This is a genomic window from Bradyrhizobium sp. CCBAU 45384 (assembly GCF_028128665.1).
GTDB classification, from domain to species: Bacteria; Pseudomonadota; Alphaproteobacteria; order Rhizobiales; family Xanthobacteraceae; genus Bradyrhizobium; species Bradyrhizobium manausense.
On record NZ_LBIZ01000100.1, the window covers coordinates 14335 to 32727 of the forward strand.

Sequence of the window (18393 nt, forward strand, 5' to 3'; positions counted from 1 at the left end):
CACGTCATCAGAAACGCGGGACCACATGCCGCTCCATTCCAGCATCGACCCATCGTCATCCGATTTTGCCCGCAATGCGGACGCGATGCGCGCGCTCGTCGCGGACTTGCGTGAAAAGCTCGCCGAGGTCGCCGGCGGCGGCGGCGAGGCCTCGCGCAACCGCCACACCTCGCGCGGCAAGATGCTGGCGCGCCAGCGCGTCGATCTGCTGGTCGATCCCGGCACCTCCTTCCTGGAGCTGTCGCCGCTGGCGGCCCATGGCCTCTATGGCGGCGACGTGCATTCGGCGAGCATCGTCACCGGCGTCGGGCGCATCTCGGGCCGCGAATGCGTCATCGTCGCCAACGACGCCACCATCAAGGGCGGCACCTATTATCCCATGACCGTGAAGAAGCATTTGCGCGCGCAGGACATTGCGCGGCAGAACAATCTGCCTTGCGTCTACATGGTCGATTCCGGCGGCGCCTTCCTGCCGCTGCAGGACGAGATCTTTCCGGACGAGCGGCACTTCGGCCGCATCTTCTACAACCAGGCGCAAATGTCTTCAGCCGGCATCCCGCAGATCGCCATCGTGATGGGCTCCTGCACAGCCGGCGGCGCCTATGTGCCGGCGATGTCGGACGAGAGCATCATCGTGCGCAATCAAGGCACCATCTTCCTCGGCGGCCCGCCGCTGGTGAAGGCTGCGACCGGCGAGGTCGTCAGCGCCGAAGAACTCGGCGGCGCTGACGTGCATTCGCGGCAATCCGGCGTCACCGATCACTACGCCCAGAACGATGCCCATGCGATCGGCATCGCGCGCCGCATCGTCGGCACCTTGAAGCCATCGGCGCGGCCTAACCTCAACATGCATCCGCCGCGTGATCCGCTGTTCGCCGCGGAGGAGATTTATGGCGTGGTGCCTGTCGACGGTCGGAAGCCGTTCGACGTGCGCGATATCATTGCCCGTATCGTCGACGACTCGGAGTTCGACGAATTCAAGAAGCTCTACGGCACAACGCTGGTGTGCGGCTTCGCCCATACCTGGGGCTTTCCGGTCGGCATCATCGCCAATAACGGCATTCTGTTCAGCGAGAGCTCGCTGAAGGGCGCGCATTTCATCGAGCTTTGCTGCCAGCGCGGTATTCCCCTGGTGTTCCTGCAGAACATCACCGGCTTCATGGTCGGCAAGAAATACGAGGCGGGCGGCATCGCGCGCGACGGCGCCAAGCTCGTGACGGCGGTCGCGACGGCGTCCGTGCCAAAATTCACCGTGGTGATCGGCGGCTCCTACGGCGCCGGCAATTACGGCATGTGCGGCCGCGCCTATTCGCCGCGCTTCCTCTGGATGTGGCCGAACGCGCGCATCTCGGTGATGGGCGGCGAGCAGGCCTCGATGGTGCTGAGCCAGGTCCGCCGCGATAACATTGAGGCCAAAGGCGACAGCTGGTCGAAGGAGGAGGAGGACAAGTTCCGCAAGCCGATCCGCGACCAATATGAGAGTCAGGGCCATCCCTATTATGCCACGGCGCGCCTGTGGGACGATGGCGTGATCGACCCTGCCGACACGCGCCTCGTGCTCGGCCTCGGCCTGTCGGCGGCGTCGAATGCGCCGATCGAGCCGACCAAATTCGGCCTGTTCAGGATGTGATGCGATGGACCGCACAAAGCTCTACCGCCGTTTTCGCACGCTCCTGATCGCCAACCGTGGCGAGATCGCCTGCCGCGTCATCCGCACGGCGCGTGCCATGGGGCTGCGCACCGTCGCCGTCTATTCCGAGGCCGACCGCGACGCGATGCATGTGGCGCTCGCGGATGAGGCCGTGCTGCTCGGACCCGCGCGGGCTCGCGACAGCTATCTCGACATCGAGCGGCTGATCGAGGCCGCGCGCAAGACCGGCGCCGAGGCCGTGCATCCCGGCTACGGCTTCCTGTCTGAAAATGCCGAATTCGCGCAGGCCTGTTACGATGCCGGCCTCGTTTTCGTCGGCCCGACCGCCGAGATGATGAATGCAATGGGCTCGAAATCAGGCTCGAAAGCGCTGATGGAGAGGGCCGGCGTGCCGCTGGTGCCCGGCTATCACGGCGACGCGCAGGACGATGCAACGCTGGCGAAGGCGGCCGAAAAGGTCGGTTTCCCGATCCTGGTGAAGGCATCGGCCGGCGGCGGCGGCCGCGGCATGCGCATCGTGCGCTCGGCGGCCGAACTCGGGCCGGCGATCGTCAGCGCCAAGCGCGAGGCCAAGGCCGCGTTCGGCGATGACCGCATGCTGATCGAAAAGTACGTCGACAATCCCCGGCATATCGAGGTGCAGATCATCGGCGACAGCCACGGCAATCTGCTGTCGCTGTTCGAGCGCGAATGCACCTTGCAGCGCCGCCACCAGAAGGTGATCGAGGAGGCGCCGTCGCCGACGCTCAATGCAGCGCAGCGCGAAACGGTGTGTGCCGCTGCGCGAAAAGCGGCGGGCGCGGTGAACTATGTCGGCGCCGGCACCATCGAGTTCGTCTCCGACGGCAAGGACGTCTTCTTCATCGAGATGAACACGCGTCTTCAGGTCGAGCATCCCGTGACCGAGTTGATTACGGGCGTCGACCTCGTCGAATGGCAGCTGCGCGTCGCGTTCGGCGAGGCGCTGCCGCTGAAGCAAGACGAGATCAAGCTCAACGGCCACGCCATCGAGGCCCGTGTCTATGCCGAAAACCCCACCAAGAATTTCATGCCCTCGGTCGGGAGGATCTCGACCTGGCGGCTGCCTGCCGAGACAGGCGGCCTGCGCATCGACGCCGGCTATCGCGAGGACGACAGCGTCTCGCCGTACTACGACGCCATGCTGGCAAAGATGATCGCCTGGGCGCCGACGCGCGATGTGGCGATCGACCGGCTCAACCGCGGGCTGGAAGACTCGGACGTCCGTGGCATCGTCACCAATATCCCGTTCCTGTCGGCGCTGATCACGCATCCGAAGGTGCGGGCCAATGCGATCGACACCGGATTCATCGAGCGTGAGCTGGCGGTCCTGACATCGGCGGCGCCGGCACCGGGCGAGCTCGAGCTCTGTGCCGCGGTTGCCGCCATCGTCAATGACGAGCGGCAGGCGGAGCAAGGCGAGCCGCGTTCGCCATGGCAGACCTTCGGCTGGCAGCCGGTCGGCCGCCGCCAGCGCAATTTTGCCTTCCGCGTCGGCCATGGCCCCGAGCAGAAGATTGCGCTGAACTATGGCAGCGGGCCATCGACGCTGCTGATCGGCGAGCGCGAGCTGGCGTTCGCGATTGCGCCGAAGGATGGCGGCTTCGATCTGACGCTGGATGGCGTCAAATCATCCGTCGCCGCCGTGATCGACGGCCACGAGCTGTATCTGCGCACGCGCCATGGGCGTTTCGACCTGCACTGGGTCGATCCGTTCGGCGGCGAGAGCGAGGAGCATGTCGGAGAAGACAAGATCGCAGCGCCCCTGCCGGGCACGGTCGTCGCCGTTCTGGCCGAGGAAGGCGCAAGGCTCGAGAAGGGCGCGCCCATCCTGACGCTGGAAGTGATGAAGATGGAGCAGACGCTGCGGGCGCCCTATGCCGGCGTGCTGAAGTCCATCAAATGCAAAGTCGGCGACATCGTGCAGGAAGGCATCGAGCTCGCTGTGGTCGAGGCCTCCGGAGAGTGACATGAGTGACCCCGTCCGCATCATCGAGATGGGCCCGCGCGACGGCCTCCAGAACGAGAAGACGCCCGTCAATGTCGAGGCCCGGATCGCCTTCATCGAGGCGCTGGTTGCGGCCGGGCTCGATACGGTCGAGGTCGGCGCCTTCGTCTCGCCCAAGGCGATCCCGCAGATGGCGAGCTCAGATGCCGTGCTGCGCGGCGTGAGCCACATCAAGGGCGCCGAATTCCACGTGCTGGTGCCGAACGAGAAGGGTTACGACGCTGCGCGTGCCGCAGGCGCCAAAGTGGTCTCCGTGTTCGCGGCAGCCTCCGAAGGCTTTTCGCGCGCCAACATCAACTGCACGATTGCGGAATCGATCGAGCGGTTCAAGCCGGTGCTGGCGCGCGCCGCGGCCGATGGCGTGCCGGTGCGCGGCTATATCTCTTGCGTGCTCGGATGTCCGTTCGACGGCGAGATCAAGCCGAAGGCGGTGGCCGATCTCGCCAGCACGCTGTGGGATCTCGGCTGCTACGAGATCTCGCTCGGCGACACCATCGGTGTCGGCACGCCCACCAAGGCCAAGGAGATGCTGCGCGCGGTCGCGGCGAACGTTCCCGCCGCAAAGCTCGCGATGCATTTCCACGACACCTACGGCCAGGCGCTGGCCAATCTCTATGCTGGGATGGAGGAGGGCGTCCGCGTGATCGATGCCGCCGCCGGCGGGCTCGGTGGCTGTCCCTACGCGCCGGGGGCAACGGGGAATGTGGCGACGGAGGATGTGGTCTACATGCTCGAGGGCATGGGCGTGAGGACCGGCGTCGATATGGAGAAGCTGCTGGCGGCGACGAATGAGATGAGCGCGGTTCTGGGCAAACCGCCGGTGAGCCGCGTCGCGTCCGCGCTGAATGCGAAGACGAAGCGGGCGACGCCCTGAGGCTCAGTGCCGTAGGGTGGGCAAAGCGAAGCGTGCCCACCATTCAGGAGTGGTGGGCACGGCGCTACGCGCCTTTGCCCACCCTACTGCACCTGTTCTGCTGTCACCTGCTTCCGTCCGGTCCCATCACCAGATCCGGCAGCCAGGTCGAGATCTCCGGCACGAGACAGAGCAGCAGCACCGCGCCCATCATCAGGAGCACGAAAGGCAGCGTACCCCAGATCACCTCGCTCAGCGGGATATCCGGCGCGACGTTGCGGATGACGAAGATGTTGAGCCCGACGGGTGGATGGATCAGCCCCATCTCCATCACGATGGTCATGACCACGCCGAACCAGATGATGTCGAAATTGGCAGCGCGTAACGGCGGCAGGATGATCGGCGCGGTCATCAGGATGATCGAGACCGGCGGCAGGAAGAAGCCGAGCACGACGACCATGACCAGGATTGCGAGCAGCAGGCCCCAGCGCGGCAGGTGCATCGCCACGACGGATTCGGCGGCCGATTGCGAGATGTGCAGATAGCTCATCACGTAGGAATAGAGCAGCGACATGCCGATGATCATCATCAGCATGGTCGATTCGCGGATCGTCGACTTCATGATGGGGCCGAGATCTTCCGGCCGCCACACGCCGTAGATCGCCGCGATCAGCCCCAGCGCCAGAAGTCCGCCGAGGCCGGCGGTCTCCGACGGCGTGGCAAAGCCGCCATAGAGCGCGGCCATGACACCGGTGAGCAAGAGGACGAACGGGATCACGCGTGGCAGCACGCTGAAGCGTTCGGCCAGCGTGTACTCGTCGCGGGCGAGGATTGCCGTCTCCGGACCGCCGTTCTTGTAGATCGCTTCGGCCGCAGCATATTCCCGGCGGAAGCGGTACACCGCATAGAATCCGAACAGCGAGACCAGCAACAGGCCGGGCCCGATGCCGGCGAGGAACAGGCGTCCAAGCGACTTCTCGGCCGCGACCGCAAACAGGATCATGGTGATCGAGGGCGGCAAAAGAATGCCGAGCGTACCGCCGGCGGCGATGATGCCGGCCGCGAAGCCGCCGGAATAGCCGCGCTTGCGCATCTCGGGGATGCCGGCCGAACCGATGGCCGAGCAGGTCGCGGGGCTCGAGCCCGCCATTGCCGCAAACAGCGCGCAGGCAAACACGTTGGCGACGCCGAGGCCGCCGGGCACGCGATGCAGCCAGGCGTGGAGCGCGGAATAGAGATCCTGGCCGGCGCGCGATTTGCCGATCGCCGCGCCCTTCAGGATGAACAGCGGGATCGACAGCAGCGTGATCGAGGCCATTTCCTCGTAGACGTTCTGCGTCACCGTATCGAGCGAGGCCGAGGGCATGTAGATGCCCATGAACACGACCGCGACCGCGCCGAGCGCGAACGCAATCGGCATGCCCGAAAACATCACGAGCAGCGTCGCAACGCCGTAAGCGATACCGATGCCGAAAACGCTCATGGCCGCTTGGCTCCTGCGAAGGGCAGCGCCAGCTGCACGAGGATCTGGAGGCAGAGCAGGCTCATGCCAAGCGCCATCAGCGAATAGGGAATGGCCAGCGGCGGCGACCACATCGAGTTCGAGACCTGGCCGTCGACATAGGCCTCATGCGTCAGCGTCCACGACTTCCAGGTGAAGAAGGCGCAAAACAGGAACGTGGCGGCATCGACGATCCAGAGCCGGACCCTATTCGCCAGCGGCGACAGCAGGCCGACGAAGGCTTCGATGCCGATATGGCCGCGATTCTGCTGCACATAGGCAGCGGTCATGAAGGTGGCGCCGACCAGCAGAAACACGGCGGCCTCGTCCTGCCAGTAATTTGCGGCCTTGAACAACGCGCGGCTGAGCACGCTGTAGCTCAGGATGGCGCAGGCCGCGACCAGCGCCAGCGCCGCGAACACGATGATGATGCGGTTGAGGAGGGCGAGGCCGCGATCGAGCGTTGCCGCAAGGCCGGTCCTTGCGGCAGCATTGGCCTGATCGTCACGATCCGGCTGAGGACCGTGGCTCATGCAGCGACGTCGGAGGCAAGCTTGAGCAGGTTGGCGGCGGTCGCCGTCTTGGCACCGTAATCCTTCCACGCGGTGTCGCGGGCGATGTCGCGCCACTTGCCGACGGTGGCGGCATCGAGCGCGCTCACCTTGGCGCCGGCCTTCTCGTAGACCCTGGCGACCTCGACGTCGTCATCCTGCGCGCCCTTGCGGCCGAAGGCTTCGAGCTCTTGGCCCACAGTGACCAGGATGTCCTGCTGGTTCTTCGGCAGCTTGTCGAAGATCGCCTTCGACATCATCAATGGCTCGAGCATGAACCAGTAGGACGCGCCGGCGCCCGAGGTCAGCGACTTCGCGACCTCTTCGAGGCGGAACGAGATCAGGCTGGTGGAGGAGGTGATGCCGGCATCGCATGCGCCGGTCTGCATCGCCGCGTAGAGTTCGTTTGACGGTACCGACAGCACCGAGGCGCCGGCGGTCTGCAGCACCATGTCCATCTCGCGCGAGCCGCCGCGCACCTTCATGCCCTTGGCATCTTCCGGCGCCACGATCGGCTTGGAACGGCTGGCGACGCCGCCGGCCTGCCAGACCCAGGTGAGCAGGATGATGCCCTTGTCGGCGAGGAAGTCGGAGAGCGCCTTGCCGACCGGCTCCTTCTTCCAGCGCATGCCCTGGTCATAGGTGGTGACGAGGCCGGGCATCAGCCCGATATTGGTCTCCGGCAATTCGCCGCCGGCATAGGGCATCGGATACAGCGAGATGTCGAGCGCACCCTTGCGCATCGCTGAGAACTGCGCGTTGGTCTTGACCAGCGACGAGTTCGGATAGATCTCGGCGGCAATGTCGCCATTGCTGCGTTTGGCGACTTCAGCTGCAAACATGCGGCAGAGCCGGTCGCGGAAATCACCCTTGTCGATGGTGCCGCCGGGGAATTGGTGCGAGATCTTCAGCGTGGTCGCGGCGTGCGCGGTGCCGATGCCGAAGCGGAGAATGGCGGGGGCTGCGACGGCTGTCGCGAGCAGGTGACGACGCGTGAACATGAAGTATCCCCTTCGACGGTTCTTTGAACGCTTCTCATCTGAGTGATCTGGCGGGTCGTGAGACCGGCACGGAGGCCCATTCTAGCCGGTCTAGGACCTTGAGTTCTCTCATCTGATAGTTCGAGATGGAAGGCCGCGGCAAGTGTTCGCCTTGCTGCGCTGCACTCGCCGAGCCTTCGTGTTTCGGCCGATAACGCTTTTGGTCAGGGAAACGATCGCCCAAGCGCGCGGAGGCTGACGAAAAAACTTCGCAACGTCGCGTAACAAGCGCGCGTGTCGATCCGTCGAGATTGAGTAGCGGCACCTGTCGCTTTCACAACACCATCTCGAAGGGATTATCTCTCATGACCATTCGCACCCGCATCGTGCTCGGCGTCTCGGCTGCCGCTCTCTCGCTTGGCCTGGCGCTGTCGCCGGCCGCTTTTGCCCAGGACAAGATGGGCAAGGACGACGGCATGATGAAGAAGGACACGATGTCCAAGGACAGCATGAAGAAGGATCACATGTCCAAGGACGACGGCATGAAGAAGGATACGATGGCGAAGGATGGCATGAAAAAAGACGACGGGATGATGAAGAAGAACTGATCTTCTGCCGTCATGCCGGCGGCCTCCAACGGGGCGAGCCCGGCATGCCCAGCATCTGCCTCGTCCATCCACGGCCCGTCGTCGCGTTTCGCGTTCGCGGCTGGTGCGGCACGATTTGACCTGGAGCCGATGGGCCCCAGGTCAAATTTTGTTGAAGCTTACTTCCGCTTGGCCTTGCGGGCGGCGTAACGGGCGTCGCGCTTGGCCTTCTGCTCGGCCTCGAGCGCTGCCGCCTTGGCAGCCGCGTCCTCGGCCTCTCGCGCAAGGCGCGCGGCTTCAGCGGCCTTGGCTTCTTCCTCGCGGCGCTTCTGCTCGGCTTTTTCGGCCTCGCGCGCAGCCTTCGCTTCGGCGCGCTTGGCCGCGAGCGCCTCGCGCTCGGCGCGCTTCGCCAACACAGCGGGATCGTCAGGTCCCGGCTGCGACTTGAATTTGTTCAAAAGATTTTTGCGGGCTTCCAGCGCCGCCTTCTGCCGGTCTGCGAAGCCGGGTTCCCTAAATCCACTCATTCGACGAGCCTTGTCTTCCTCGCTTTCGATCCTAAATCACTGCCTGTTGGTACGTCGGCTGGGCACAAGCAGGCGCCACGCGACGCAGAAGCGTGTACATCGCCACGCGTCGCGAAGCCACCCATATTCGCAGCCGATCAGGTCCACGAAATCGCTGAACCAGCCGACCCTTCGTAGCCCGGAAAAACTGCCGAATTGTGATGTCCCTCATAAGGGCACCCAGCGGCGGCGCCTAGCGTCCGCCATACGAGACGGAGCACGGGCATGATCTTCTTCCGGCTGAGCCCGAAAGCCCTTGCGATCGTGGTCGCCGCAGTGACGGTCGTTAGCGCGGTCCTGTTGGCTGCCCGTCCGCAGCCGATCGAGAGTGCCGTTCTTGGCGCCGCTTGGGAGTGTACCCAAACCGCGTTCATCCTGACGAGCTGCGCGCCGCGCACCCAGCAGGCGATCCCGGCGGTCGAGACCTTGCGCAAGGAAGCGGTGCGGCAGACCAAGGGTTGAACGGCCAACGTTGAGCGGCCAAGGGTCGGGCGGCGACGGCCGCGCGGGGATGTGACGTGACGTCGCGGAGGTGATAAACGGCCTCAGCGAGCGCCAAGGTCGCCATGTCCGAGCCTGACTTGATGCCCGAACCCGTAGAGAAGCCCAAAGCTTCGCCCAAACCCCAATCCCCCAAATCCCAATCCGGCGACAGCCGTCGCGGCGCGGTCGCGGGGCTCATCATTGCTGCCGCCCTTCTCGCAGTTGGCCTGTGGCTCGCTCGGGATCTCACCGCCGCCAGCAAGATGCAGGATTGCCTGATGTCGGGGCGACGCAATTGCGATGTGATCGAGCCGGCGCGCTAGGCCGGGTTTACCGCCTGTCCGGACGAAAATTCGCCGCGATCTTAACCAGATGTAACGGGACGTAGCGGCCTTTGCAGCTCAATCTGGCAAATCAGTTATGTCAGCCGGCATCAGCCACACGCGATCGGAATCGGCTATCGCGCATGGGCCACGGCAATTTCTGAAAGTTAAGGGGTAGGCACGAATGAGTGCGTCCAGCCGTATGAAGATCATCCTTCCCGTGGTTTCGGCCATGTCGTTGCTGGCATTGTCCGCCCAGGCGCAGGACGCGGGTCCGCCCAAGGGGGCAGGTCAACCGCCAGGGCAGGGCGCAGCTAGCCCGCCACCGGCCGACCAGAACACCCGCAAAGGTCCACCACCGCAGGCAGGGCGATCCGGCTCCCAACCTGGCGGTCAGGCCCACGTGACGCCCGGAGCCGGTCCGCACCGTGCCGATGGTCCGTCCCCGAGGCCCGGCCGCACCATGGCGCGCGGTCCTGCGCCCGCGCGTGACTGGGGTGGACATACCTACCGTGGCAATCTTGCCTGGGATGGCGGCCGCTGGCGCCATGAGGTCCATAATGGCCGTCCCGGCTGGTGGTGGGACGTCGGCGGGGTCTGGTACTATTATCCGCAGCGGATGGACGGCCCACCCGCTTATATCTCCGAGGAATATGTGGACGACGTGCCGGTGGCCTACGCGCCGCCGCCGGGTCCGCCCGTGGCTTACGAACCACCTCCGCCCCCGCCGCCGGCGCCCAATCCCGGCGCGAGCGCGCTGGGCGGCGCCATTGTCGGCGGTGTGCTCGGCGGCCTGCTTTCGGGCAACGCCTCGGGTGCGGCTGCGGGCGCGGTCATCGGCGGTGCAACCGGTGCCATCGCGGGAGCAACGGCCGCTTCACGTCCGGGCTACTATGTCGCCGAAGGGGTTTGTTATTACCGCTATCCCAGCGGCCAGTATGTGCAGGTCGATCCGCGCGCCTGTTACTGAGCGTCTCAGCGAGATCTGAATTGAACGAGGCGGGCTCAAGCCCGCCTCATTTGTTTGCGGAAATGACAGAAGGCTGTTGTTTGCGGAAATGACAGAAGGCCGTTTTTTCGCAAATCAATCACTGTGGCGGCGCACAACAACTGCCTTTAATTTCCACTGGCGCTCATTGTGGCGTCACGCATTGATCAAAGAAAAAATCAAAAGTGAGTCGCAGGGGACGGGAACATGCTGGACGCGATCCAGATCAGCTTGGCGCTATGGGCCATGATCGTTTGCGGGGGTATCAAGGGGGTGCAGATCGTGCATCTCCTGTTTTAGCGCGCCATACGCGCTACGAGACAAGCCAGCTCAGGAACGCCATCGCAGCCCAGACCAGGGCACCGATCCAGGCGGTCATCACGATGGCTATGGTTGCGAGAAAGGCGAAGCCTTGCAGGTCGGCCTTGCGCGTCGACGCGGGCGCTTGCGCTTCGGCTTCTCGTCTCGTGAGGGGGATAGCCATCGATCCTCTGTCGCGTTCTGCGGAGCAGTATGTCGCTCTTTAGCGGACGCGCCGAGCCACGGCTGTGATGCAATTCACAGATCGGCGCAAATGAACGGGCCTCACCGCTTTGTGTGCATGATCAGCACCATCGTGCGCGGCGGGCGCTTGCCGGCGGTTTGAAACCGCCAGTGCAATTCTATGGAGGTCACAATTAGAGCGTGCTGAAATCATCAGCAACACGCCCCGTTATCCGCAATCATACGGACGAAATTGCCACGCACTTGTCCGGATCGAGCGGTTAGAGTCGGCACTCATGTGTACCGAGTACGATCCACAGCATGAAGCCGAGGCAGCTATGAAGCGTGCCGCCGAGTCGGAAGGCCCCGACCGGCAGCGCCTCATCGAACTGGCGCTGGCGTGGCATCAGCTTGCGCGCGATCGTCGCGACGACGAATCGAGCGCAGGGACTGATCGCATCGGGCCGTAGGGCCCGTTTGGTCGCGACCACCTGGTCGAACATCCGGACAAGTACGGCATTCATCGCGCGCGTTGCAGTGCTGACGATGGCAACGATGGCGCGGAAGACCGAGATCGCTCGACGGCCGACGGGTGGTTCAATGAACCGCAACCCTGCATGGTCGCTGCCGTAGAATATAGAGGGAGCCACCGGTTCGCGCTGGCGGGCCCATAGTTCTCCGGGCGGAGGAAGGTTGTGCTGATCCTGCTTTGTCTTTGAACGTGTATTTATAAGCGGAACACCCAGGTAGGGAGCGCGTTTGAGGATAACATAGGTTAATTTTTGAGCAGACAACGCGCGGGATCTGTGCCCAAATCTAAGGCATCAACACCTTGGCTAGAGCCAGATGGAACTGTTTAAGGCGGAAAAGATCGGCGAAACCGAAAGCCGACCCGACAGGAAGTGTAGATTTTGCGGAAGAACGCTTCGCTTGTTGAGGGTGGTGTATTTCCCAGACCGCGGTACGACCGTGCGCGCATTCGAATGCGAATGCGGCGACCGAACCTGGGATGATTAAGCCAGCCTCAAGCTATGCTGCTCGCGTTGGCCGCCCCTTGTCTCTTTGTTCTCCGGTCGAGAACGGACTTTGAATATAATAGGTCCGCTTTTGTTCTTCGGACGTGTACTTACAAGCGGAACACCCGGACGTTGGGCCGCCTCAGTTGGCGGCCTCTTTCCTCCAGTCCCAACCGTCGATCAAGCCACGCATAATTCGTGCGAACATTCTCGCCCAATCGATCGCTTGCTCGCGCGGGACTTGTCCTGGACGGAGCCGTCGCGATGGTAGGTCGTCGAAATAAAAGTATCGACTTCGGCGACCATCCGCGAAGCGGACCTCGAAGCTTCCTGTGCCGGGCACGGCTTCGTGTTTGAGAAGGCGGACACTCATCCCGCGATCGAAACTCGGTACTGTCGAGAGTCAAATAGTCGATTCCTTGTGGCACTGAACGAGCGCGAGCTACTGCCAGTCGTTGGTCCTAAGGATCGCGACGGCGCCTCACCCGATCCCTGTAAGTATTGCGTTGATCATCGCAGCGCGGCGTTCGTGAACGGAAAGCGAATGAGCGTGTTGCTGCCGTGTTGCCTGGAGTGATTTGTAGTGCCGCGCAACGCGTGGAATTTGCTGTCGGCGCCAAGCGACGTTGCGCAACACGGATCGGGCGCAAGAACGAAGCGGATGCTTTGCCAAGGTATTGATTTGGAAGTTGAAAGGCTGGCGATCCCGGCAGGAATCGAACCTGCAACCCTCAGAGTAGAAATCTGATGCTCTATCCAGTTGAGCTACGGGACCGTTCCGGCCAGCCCGGGTTGGGGCCCGGCTGTTCATATATCATGGCAATATGAAAAATCTGGTCTTTCGCCAAGCCTGAACCGAACCGTTTTCCTCAGTGCTGCGACAAACCGGAACGGTGAAGTGTCAGGGTGCCGGGTTGAGCGGCAGCGGACTGGACGACGGATCACGTCGCCGGCAACGCTGACCAGCTTCCGGGACACGGTCGCCGGTCGACTGGTCCGATATTGCCTGCGCCTCAGGACGGCGTGCGCGGCGGTAGCGTGATCGGTCTCCTCTGGGCGTGCCTTGTCATGGCGAATGCGACGTTTTGCACCTTTGGTTCCATCGCCACGAGTCCGTCACCTTTCCGCACACATTATCGTCGCCGCGGCGCTCGTCCGCGATTTCCGGGAGTCCATTCATGATCGGTCTGGTTCGCGCCGTCACCCTCTGCGCAACGCTGGCGTTTGGCCTGAGCGCGGCGCATGCCGCCGACAAGACGTTCAAGCGCGACGATCTCGCTGATTCTGCGATCAAGCTGGAGGCGCAGATCAAGAGCGAGGCAGGGCCGGTCGCCAAGACCAATGCGACGCTGAAGACGGACGCCGACGCCGCCTTCAAGCGCAACGATTACCGCACCGGGCTCTCGGTCCTTGGCCAGATCGCCGCGACCACGCCCGATGACGCCGGTAACTGGCTGCGGCTCGCCAAGGTGATCTTCCAGATCACGCCGCGGAGCTCGAGCGAGCAGACGTTCCTCTGGGAACGGGCCTCGACGGCCGCCTACATCGCTTACATGCGCGCCGGCAATCAGGGCGAGGAGGCCGATGCGCTCGCGGTGCTCGGCAAGTCGCTCGCCGAACGGCATCTGTTCCGCCCCTCGCTCGACGCATTGCGGCTGTCGCTGGACATGCGCGAGGTCGCCGATGTCCGCGGCCAATACGAGAAGCTGCGCGACGAGCACGGCTTCCGCCTGCTCGACTATACCGTGGACTCGGATTCGGCGAGCCCGCGCGCCTGCTTCCAGTTCTCGGAAGAGCTCGCCAAGCGCACCGATTTCGCGCCGTTCCTGGCGCTCGCAGGTCAGGACAAGCCGGCGCTGTCGGCGGAGGGCAAGCAGCTCTGCGTCGACGGGCTGAAGCATGGCGAGCGCTACAACATCAACTTACGTGCCGGCCTGCCGTCGACGGTGAAGGAAGGCCTGCCGAAATCGGCCGAGTTCAACATCTATGTGCGCGACCGCAAGCCGTTCGTGCGCTTCACCAGCCGCGCCTACGTGCTGCCGCGGACCGGGCAGCGCGGCATTCCCGTGGTCAGCGTCAACACGCCCGCGGTGAACATCAATGTTTTCCGGATCGGCGATCGCAACCTGATCAACACGGTGGTCGACAGCGACTTCCAGAAGACTTTGTCGAAGTACCAGCTCAGCGATCTCGGCAACGAGCGCGGCGTCAAGGTCTGGTCCGGCGAGCTCGCGACCGCGATGACGCTGAACCAGGACGTCACCACCGCATTCCCGGTCGACGAGGCGCTGGGCGAGCTGCAGCCCGGCGTCTATGTGATGACGGCGGCGGCCAAGGGGCCGGGCAGCGACGATGATTATCAGCTCGCAACCCAATGGTTCATCGTTTCCGACCTCGGCGTGTCAGCCTATTCCGGCAATGACGGCATCCATGTCTTCGTGAACTCACTGGCCTCGACCGATCCGGTCGGCAAAGCCGAGGTGCGGCTGGTCGCCCGCAACAACGAGATTTTGGCGACGCGCAAGACCGACGATGCCGGCCATGTGCTGTTCGAGGCGGGGCTGGCGCGCGGCGAGGGCGGCCTGTCGCCCGCGATGTTGACGGTGACCGGCGACAAGGCCGACTACGCTTTCCTGAGCCTGAAGAGCTCGGCCTTTGACCTCAGTGACCGGGGTGTCTCGGGCCGCGTCGTGCCTGCGGGTGCCGATGCCTTCGTCTATGCCGAGCGCGGCGTCTATCGCTCCAGCGAGACCGTCTATCTCACCGCGCTGCTGCGCGACGGGCAGGGCAATGCCGTCAATGGTGGGCCGCTGACGCTCGTGATCGAGCGTCCCGATGGCGTCGAATTCCGCCGCGCCGTGCTGGCTGACCAGGGGGCCGGCGGCCGCACGCTTGCCGTGCCGTTCAACTCGGCCGTTCCGACCGGGACCTGGCGGGTGCGCGCCTTCACCGATCCCAAGGGCTCGTCGGTCGGCGAGACCACCTTCATGGTCGAGGATTACGTCCCCGATCGGATCGAATTCGAATTGTCCGCCAAGGACAAGCTGATCAAAGCTAACGCTCCTGTGGAGCTCAAGGCGGACGGTCATTTCCTCTACGGCGCGCCGGCTTCTGGCCTCAGCCTCGAAGGCGACATGCTGATTGCACCAGCCTTCGGGCGCCCCGGCTATGCTGGCTACCAGTTCGGCGTCGATGACGAGCAGACCACCTCGAACGAGCGCACGCCGCTGGAGAACCTGCCCGAGGCCGACGCCAATGGCGTTGCGACCTTCCCGGTGACGCTGGAGAAGCAGCCGGCCTCGACCCGTCCGCAGGAGGCGCAGATCTTCGTCCGCATGGTCGAGACCGGGGGCCGCGCCGTCGAGCGCAAGCTCGTTCTGCCGGTCGCGCCCGCGACCGCACTGATCGGCATCAAGCCGCTGTTCGGCGACAAGAACGTCGCGGAAGGCGACAAGGCCGAGTTCGACGTCGTGTTCGTCTCGCCCGAGGGCAAGACGCTTTCCCGCGACGGTCTGCGCTACGAGCTCCTGAAGATGGAGTCGCGGTACCAGTGGTACCGCCAGAACAATTATTGGGAGTACGAGCCGGTCAAGTCGACCTCGCGCGTCGCCGACGGTGACGTCACGATCGCCGCCGACAAGCCGACGCGGATCTCGCTGGCGCCCCGGCCCGGCCGCTATCGGCTCGATGTGAAGTCGAATGACGCCGACGGTCCGGTGACCTCGGTGCAGTTCGACGTCGGTTGGTATTCCGACGGCAGCGCCGACACGCCTGATTTGCTGGAGACCTCGATCGACAAGCCGCAATACGCATCCGGCGATACCATGACGGTGTCGGTCAATGTCCGCTCCGCCGGCAAGCTGACCGTCAATGTGGTCGGCGACCGCCTGCTGACGACGCAGACCGTCGACGTCAAGGAAGGCACCGCGCAGGTGAAGCTCCCGGTCGGCAAGGACTGGGGCACCGGCGCCTATGTGGTGGCGACGCTGCGCCGTCCGCTCGATGCGGCCGCCCAGCGCATGCCTGGCCGGGCAATCGGCCTGAAATGGTTCGGCATCGACAAGCAGGCCCGCACGCTTGCCGTGAAGCTGACGCCGCCGGATCTGATCCGGCCGAACTCGATGCTCAAGATCCCGGTCAGGCTCGACGGGCTCAATGCTGGCGAGGACGCCAAGATCGTGATCGCCGCGGTCGATGTCGGCATCCTCAATCTCACCAATTACAAGCCGCCGGCGCCGGACGATTATTATCTTGGCCAGCGTCAGCTCTCCGCGGAAATCCGCGATCTCTACGGGCAGCTGATCGACGGCATGTCCGGCACGCGCGGCCAGATCAAATCCGGCGGCGACGCAGGGGCTGCCGAGCTGCAGGGCTCACCGCCCGCGCAGAAGCCGCTCGCGCTCTATTCCGGCATCGTCACCGTCGGCGCCGACGGCACGGCGGAGGTCAGCTTCGACATTCCGGAGTTTGCCGGCACCGCGCGCGTGATGGCGGTGGCGTGGACCGCGACAAAACTCGGCCGCGCCAACACCGATGTCGTGATCCGCGATCCCGTGGTTCTGACCACGACCCTGCCGCGCTTCCTGCTCAATGGCGACCACGGCACGGTCAATCTCGAGATCGACAATGTCGAGGGCCAGGCCGGCGATTACGTCATCAGCGTCAAGACAGGCGGTCCGGTAAAGATGACGGGCCACCCTGCCACCACGGTGAAGCTCGCCGCCAAGCAGCGCAATTCGTTCGCGCTTGCCATCGATGCCACCGCGGCCGGGCAGGCAACGCTTGACGTCGACATCAAGGGGCCGAATGGCCTGACGCTGGCGCGCCACTACGCGCTCGACGTCAAGGCGGCAACCCAGGTGCTGGCGCGGCGCTCGATCCGGACGCTGGCGAAAGGCGAGAGCCTGACGCTGACCTCGGACATGTTCTCCGACCTCGTGCCGGGCACCGGCAGCGTCTCGGTCTCGGCGAGCCTGTCGACCGCGCTCGATGCGGCGACCATCCTCAAGGCGCTCGATCGCTATCCCTATGGCTGCTCGGAGCAGATCACGAGCCGCGCCATGCCGCTGCTCTACGTCAACGACCTCGCGGCCGGGGCGCATCTCGCCATGGATACCGAGGTCGACCAGCGCATCCGCGACGCCATCGAGCGGCTTTTGGCCCGTCAGGGCTCCAACGGCTCGTTTGGCCTGTGGTCGGCCGGCGGCGATGACGCCTGGCTCGACGCCTACGTCACGGACTTCCTGACTCGCGCCCGTGAAAAGGGCTTTGTGGTGCCTGACGTCCTTTTCAAGAACGCGCTCGACCGCATCAGAAACTCTGTCGTCAACGGCAATGAGCCGGAGAAAGACGGTGGCCGCGATCTCGCTTACGGCCTCTACGTGCTCGCCCGCAATGGTGCAGCTCCGATCGGGGATCTCCGCTATCTCGCCGACACCAAGCTGAACAATCTGGCGACGCCGATCGCCAAGTCTCAGCTTGCGGCGGCGCTCGCTCTGGTCGGCGATCGCAACCGCGCCGAGCGGGTCTACAGCGCGGCGCTCGACAGTCTGGCGCCAAAGCCGGTGCTGGAGTTCGGCCGCGCCGATTACGGCTCGCAGCTCCGCGATGCCGCCGCGCTGGTCTCGCTCGCCAGCGAAGGCAATGCGCCGACGGCGACGCTGACGCAAGCGGTCTCGCGGGTGGAAGTCGCGCGCGGGCTGACGCCCTACACCTCCACGCAGGAGAATGCATGGCTGGTGCTGGCCGCGCGGGCGCTGGCCAAGGAAAACCTCTCGATCGAGGTCGACGGCCAGCCGATCAAGACTGCGCTCTACCGCAGCTACAAGGCTGATACGCTGAGCGGCAAGCCGCTGAAGATCACCAACACCGGCGATGCGCCGGTGCAGGCGGTGATCTCGGTATCGGGCTCGCCGGTGACGCCGGAGCCGGCCGCGTCGAACGGCTTCAAGATCGAACGGAACTACTTCACGCTCGACGGCAAGCCGGCCGACATCAGCAAGGTCAAGCAGAACGACCGTTTTGCCGTGGTGTTGAAGATTACGGAAGCCAAGCCTGAATACGGCCACATCATGGTGTCCGACTATCTGCCGGCCGGTCTCGAGATCGACAATCCGAAGCTGGTGTCCTCGGGCGACAGCGGCACGCTGGACTGGATCGAGGATGGCGCGGAGCCCGAGGATACCGAATTCCGCGACGACCGCTTCACCGCGGCCGTCGACCGGGCCTCGGATTCCAAGGCGGTCTTCACCGTCGCCTATGTCGTGCGCGTGGTCTCGCCGGGCAAATATGTGCTGCCGCAGGCCTATGTCGAGGACATGTACAACCCCTCGCGCTACGGCCGCACTGGCACGGGCATAGTCGAGGTGCGGGCGGCGAAGTGAGT

14 protein-coding genes and 1 tRNA gene are annotated in these 18393 nt (G+C 64.3%); 8 read left to right on the top strand and 7 right to left on the bottom strand.

All coding sequences use genetic code 11. The features are described from left to right. Nucleotides 1-25 precede the first annotated feature (25 nt). From XH80_RS11800 to XH80_RS11810, 3 genes are read left to right on the top strand one after another with little or no spacing between them, the layout of a single operon-like run. Nucleotides 26-1630: a carboxyl transferase domain-containing protein gene (locus XH80_RS11800; RefSeq protein WP_271598741.1), complete on the top strand. Its 1605-nt coding sequence runs from the start codon at nucleotides 26-28 to the stop codon at nucleotides 1628-1630. Nucleotides 1631-1634: 4 nt separating this feature from the next. Beyond that, the gene (locus XH80_RS11805; protein WP_271598742.1) at nucleotides 1635-3638 is read left to right on the top strand and encodes an acetyl/propionyl/methylcrotonyl-CoA carboxylase subunit alpha; all 2004 of its coding nucleotides are present in this window, start codon (nucleotides 1635-1637) and stop codon (nucleotides 3636-3638) included. A 1-nt stretch (nucleotide 3639) separates the two neighbouring features. Next, nucleotides 3640-4551: a hydroxymethylglutaryl-CoA lyase gene (locus XH80_RS11810; RefSeq protein ID WP_271598743.1), complete on the top strand. Its 912-nt coding sequence runs from the start codon at nucleotides 3640-3642 to the stop codon at nucleotides 4549-4551. Nucleotides 4552-4654: 103 nt separating this feature from the next. On the opposite strand, the gene XH80_RS11815 is transcribed toward XH80_RS11810, so the two are convergent. From XH80_RS11815 to XH80_RS11825, 3 genes are read right to left on the bottom strand one after another with little or no spacing between them, the layout of a single operon-like run. After that, entirely contained in the window at nucleotides 4655-6013 is a 1359-nt protein-coding gene (locus XH80_RS11815) for a TRAP transporter large permease (protein WP_271598744.1), read from the bottom strand. Continuing rightward, nucleotides 6010-6564: a TRAP transporter small permease gene (locus XH80_RS11820; protein WP_271598745.1), complete on the bottom strand. Its 555-nt coding sequence runs from the start codon at nucleotides 6562-6564 to the stop codon at nucleotides 6010-6012. The genes XH80_RS11815 and XH80_RS11820 overlap by 4 nt, the downstream gene beginning before the upstream one ends. After that, nucleotides 6561-7583: a TRAP transporter substrate-binding protein gene (locus tag XH80_RS11825; protein ID WP_271598746.1), complete on the bottom strand. Its 1023-nt coding sequence runs from the start codon at nucleotides 7581-7583 to the stop codon at nucleotides 6561-6563. The genes XH80_RS11820 and XH80_RS11825 overlap by 4 nt, the downstream gene beginning before the upstream one ends. 344 nt (nucleotides 7584-7927) lie before the next feature. On the opposite strand from XH80_RS11825, the gene XH80_RS11830 reads away from it, so the two are divergent. After that, the gene (locus tag XH80_RS11830; RefSeq protein WP_271598747.1) at nucleotides 7928-8170 is read left to right on the top strand and encodes a pentapeptide MXKDX repeat protein; all 243 of its coding nucleotides are present in this window, start codon (nucleotides 7928-7930) and stop codon (nucleotides 8168-8170) included. Between the two features lie 158 nt (nucleotides 8171-8328). Here the strand turns inward: XH80_RS11830 and XH80_RS11835 are convergent, their stop codons facing one another. Then, a complete protein-coding gene (locus XH80_RS11835; protein WP_271598748.1) occupies nucleotides 8329-8676 on the bottom strand; it encodes a DUF6481 family protein in 348 nt (115 codons plus the stop codon). Nucleotides 8677-8940: 264 nt separating this feature from the next. Here XH80_RS11835 and XH80_RS11840 point away from each other — a divergent pair, with 264 nt between their 5' ends. The 3 genes from XH80_RS11840 to XH80_RS11850 all read left to right on the top strand — a co-directional run bounded on the left by XH80_RS11840 (nucleotide 8941) and on the right by XH80_RS11850 (nucleotide 10491). Then, on the top strand, nucleotides 8941-9177 hold the full coding sequence (locus tag XH80_RS11840; protein WP_271598749.1) for a hypothetical protein: 237 nt from the start codon (nucleotides 8941-8943) through the stop codon (nucleotides 9175-9177). Nucleotides 9178-9299: 122 nt separating this feature from the next. Beyond that, nucleotides 9300-9521 carry a hypothetical protein gene (locus tag XH80_RS11845; RefSeq protein ID WP_083514684.1) on the top strand — a complete coding sequence of 74 codons (222 nt, stop codon included), beginning with the start codon at nucleotides 9300-9302 and terminating at the stop codon, nucleotides 9519-9521. Between the two features lie 184 nt (nucleotides 9522-9705). Continuing rightward, on the top strand, nucleotides 9706-10491 hold the full coding sequence (locus XH80_RS11850; RefSeq protein WP_271598750.1) for a hypothetical protein: 786 nt from the start codon (nucleotides 9706-9708) through the stop codon (nucleotides 10489-10491). A 331-nt stretch (nucleotides 10492-10822) separates the two neighbouring features. Here XH80_RS11850 and XH80_RS11855 read toward each other — a convergent pair whose 3' ends face one another. From XH80_RS11855 to XH80_RS11865, 3 genes are all read right to left on the bottom strand, one after another. Beyond that, the gene (locus XH80_RS11855; RefSeq protein WP_271598751.1) at nucleotides 10823-10993 is read right to left on the bottom strand and encodes a hypothetical protein; all 171 of its coding nucleotides are present in this window, start codon (nucleotides 10991-10993) and stop codon (nucleotides 10823-10825) included. A gap of 280 nt (nucleotides 10994-11273) precedes the next feature. Continuing rightward, complete coding sequence (locus tag XH80_RS11860; RefSeq protein ID WP_271598752.1) at nucleotides 11274-11786, bottom strand: hypothetical protein; 513 nt, start codon at nucleotides 11784-11786, stop codon at nucleotides 11274-11276. A 920-nt stretch (nucleotides 11787-12706) separates the two neighbouring features. Further along, nucleotides 12707-12783 (bottom strand) — tRNA-Arg (locus tag XH80_RS11865). A gap of 403 nt (nucleotides 12784-13186) precedes the next feature. Between XH80_RS11865 and XH80_RS11870 the strand changes: the two genes are divergently transcribed. Next, nucleotides 13187-18391 (top strand): alpha-2-macroglobulin family protein, encoded by a 5205-nt coding sequence (locus XH80_RS11870; RefSeq protein ID WP_271598753.1) that lies wholly within the window; start codon nucleotides 13187-13189, stop codon nucleotides 18389-18391. The last annotated feature ends 2 nt before the right edge of the window (nucleotides 18392-18393 follow it).

Bases quoted from the DNA above. Each gene is read 5' to 3' on its own strand.
- XH80_RS11800 (WP_271598741.1), top strand. From the start codon at position 26: ATGCCGCTCCATTCCAGCATCGACCCATCGTCATCCGATTTTGCCCGC.
- XH80_RS11805 (WP_271598742.1), top strand. From the start codon at position 1,635: ATGGACCGCACAAAGCTCTACCGCCGTTTTCGCACGCTCCTGATCGCC.
- XH80_RS11810 (WP_271598743.1), top strand. From the start codon at position 3,640: ATGAGTGACCCCGTCCGCATCATCGAGATGGGCCCGCGCGACGGCCTC.
- XH80_RS11815 (WP_271598744.1), bottom strand. From the start codon at position 6,013: ATGAGCGTTTTCGGCATCGGTATCGCTTACGGCGTTGCGACGCTGCTC.
- XH80_RS11820 (WP_271598745.1), bottom strand. From the start codon at position 6,564: ATGAGCCACGGTCCTCAGCCGGATCGTGACGATCAGGCCAATGCTGCC.
- XH80_RS11825 (WP_271598746.1), bottom strand. From the start codon at position 7,583: ATGTTCACGCGTCGTCACCTGCTCGCGACAGCCGTCGCAGCCCCCGCC.
- XH80_RS11830 (WP_271598747.1), top strand. From the start codon at position 7,928: ATGACCATTCGCACCCGCATCGTGCTCGGCGTCTCGGCTGCCGCTCTC.
- XH80_RS11835 (WP_271598748.1), bottom strand. From the start codon at position 8,676: ATGAGTGGATTTAGGGAACCCGGCTTCGCAGACCGGCAGAAGGCGGCG.
- XH80_RS11840 (WP_271598749.1), top strand. From the start codon at position 8,941: ATGATCTTCTTCCGGCTGAGCCCGAAAGCCCTTGCGATCGTGGTCGCC.
- XH80_RS11845 (WP_083514684.1), top strand. From the start codon at position 9,300: ATGCCCGAACCCGTAGAGAAGCCCAAAGCTTCGCCCAAACCCCAATCC.
- XH80_RS11850 (WP_271598750.1), top strand. From the start codon at position 9,706: ATGAGTGCGTCCAGCCGTATGAAGATCATCCTTCCCGTGGTTTCGGCC.
- XH80_RS11855 (WP_271598751.1), bottom strand. From the start codon at position 10,993: ATGGCTATCCCCCTCACGAGACGAGAAGCCGAAGCGCAAGCGCCCGCG.
- XH80_RS11870 (WP_271598753.1), top strand. From the start codon at position 13,187: ATGATCGGTCTGGTTCGCGCCGTCACCCTCTGCGCAACGCTGGCGTTT.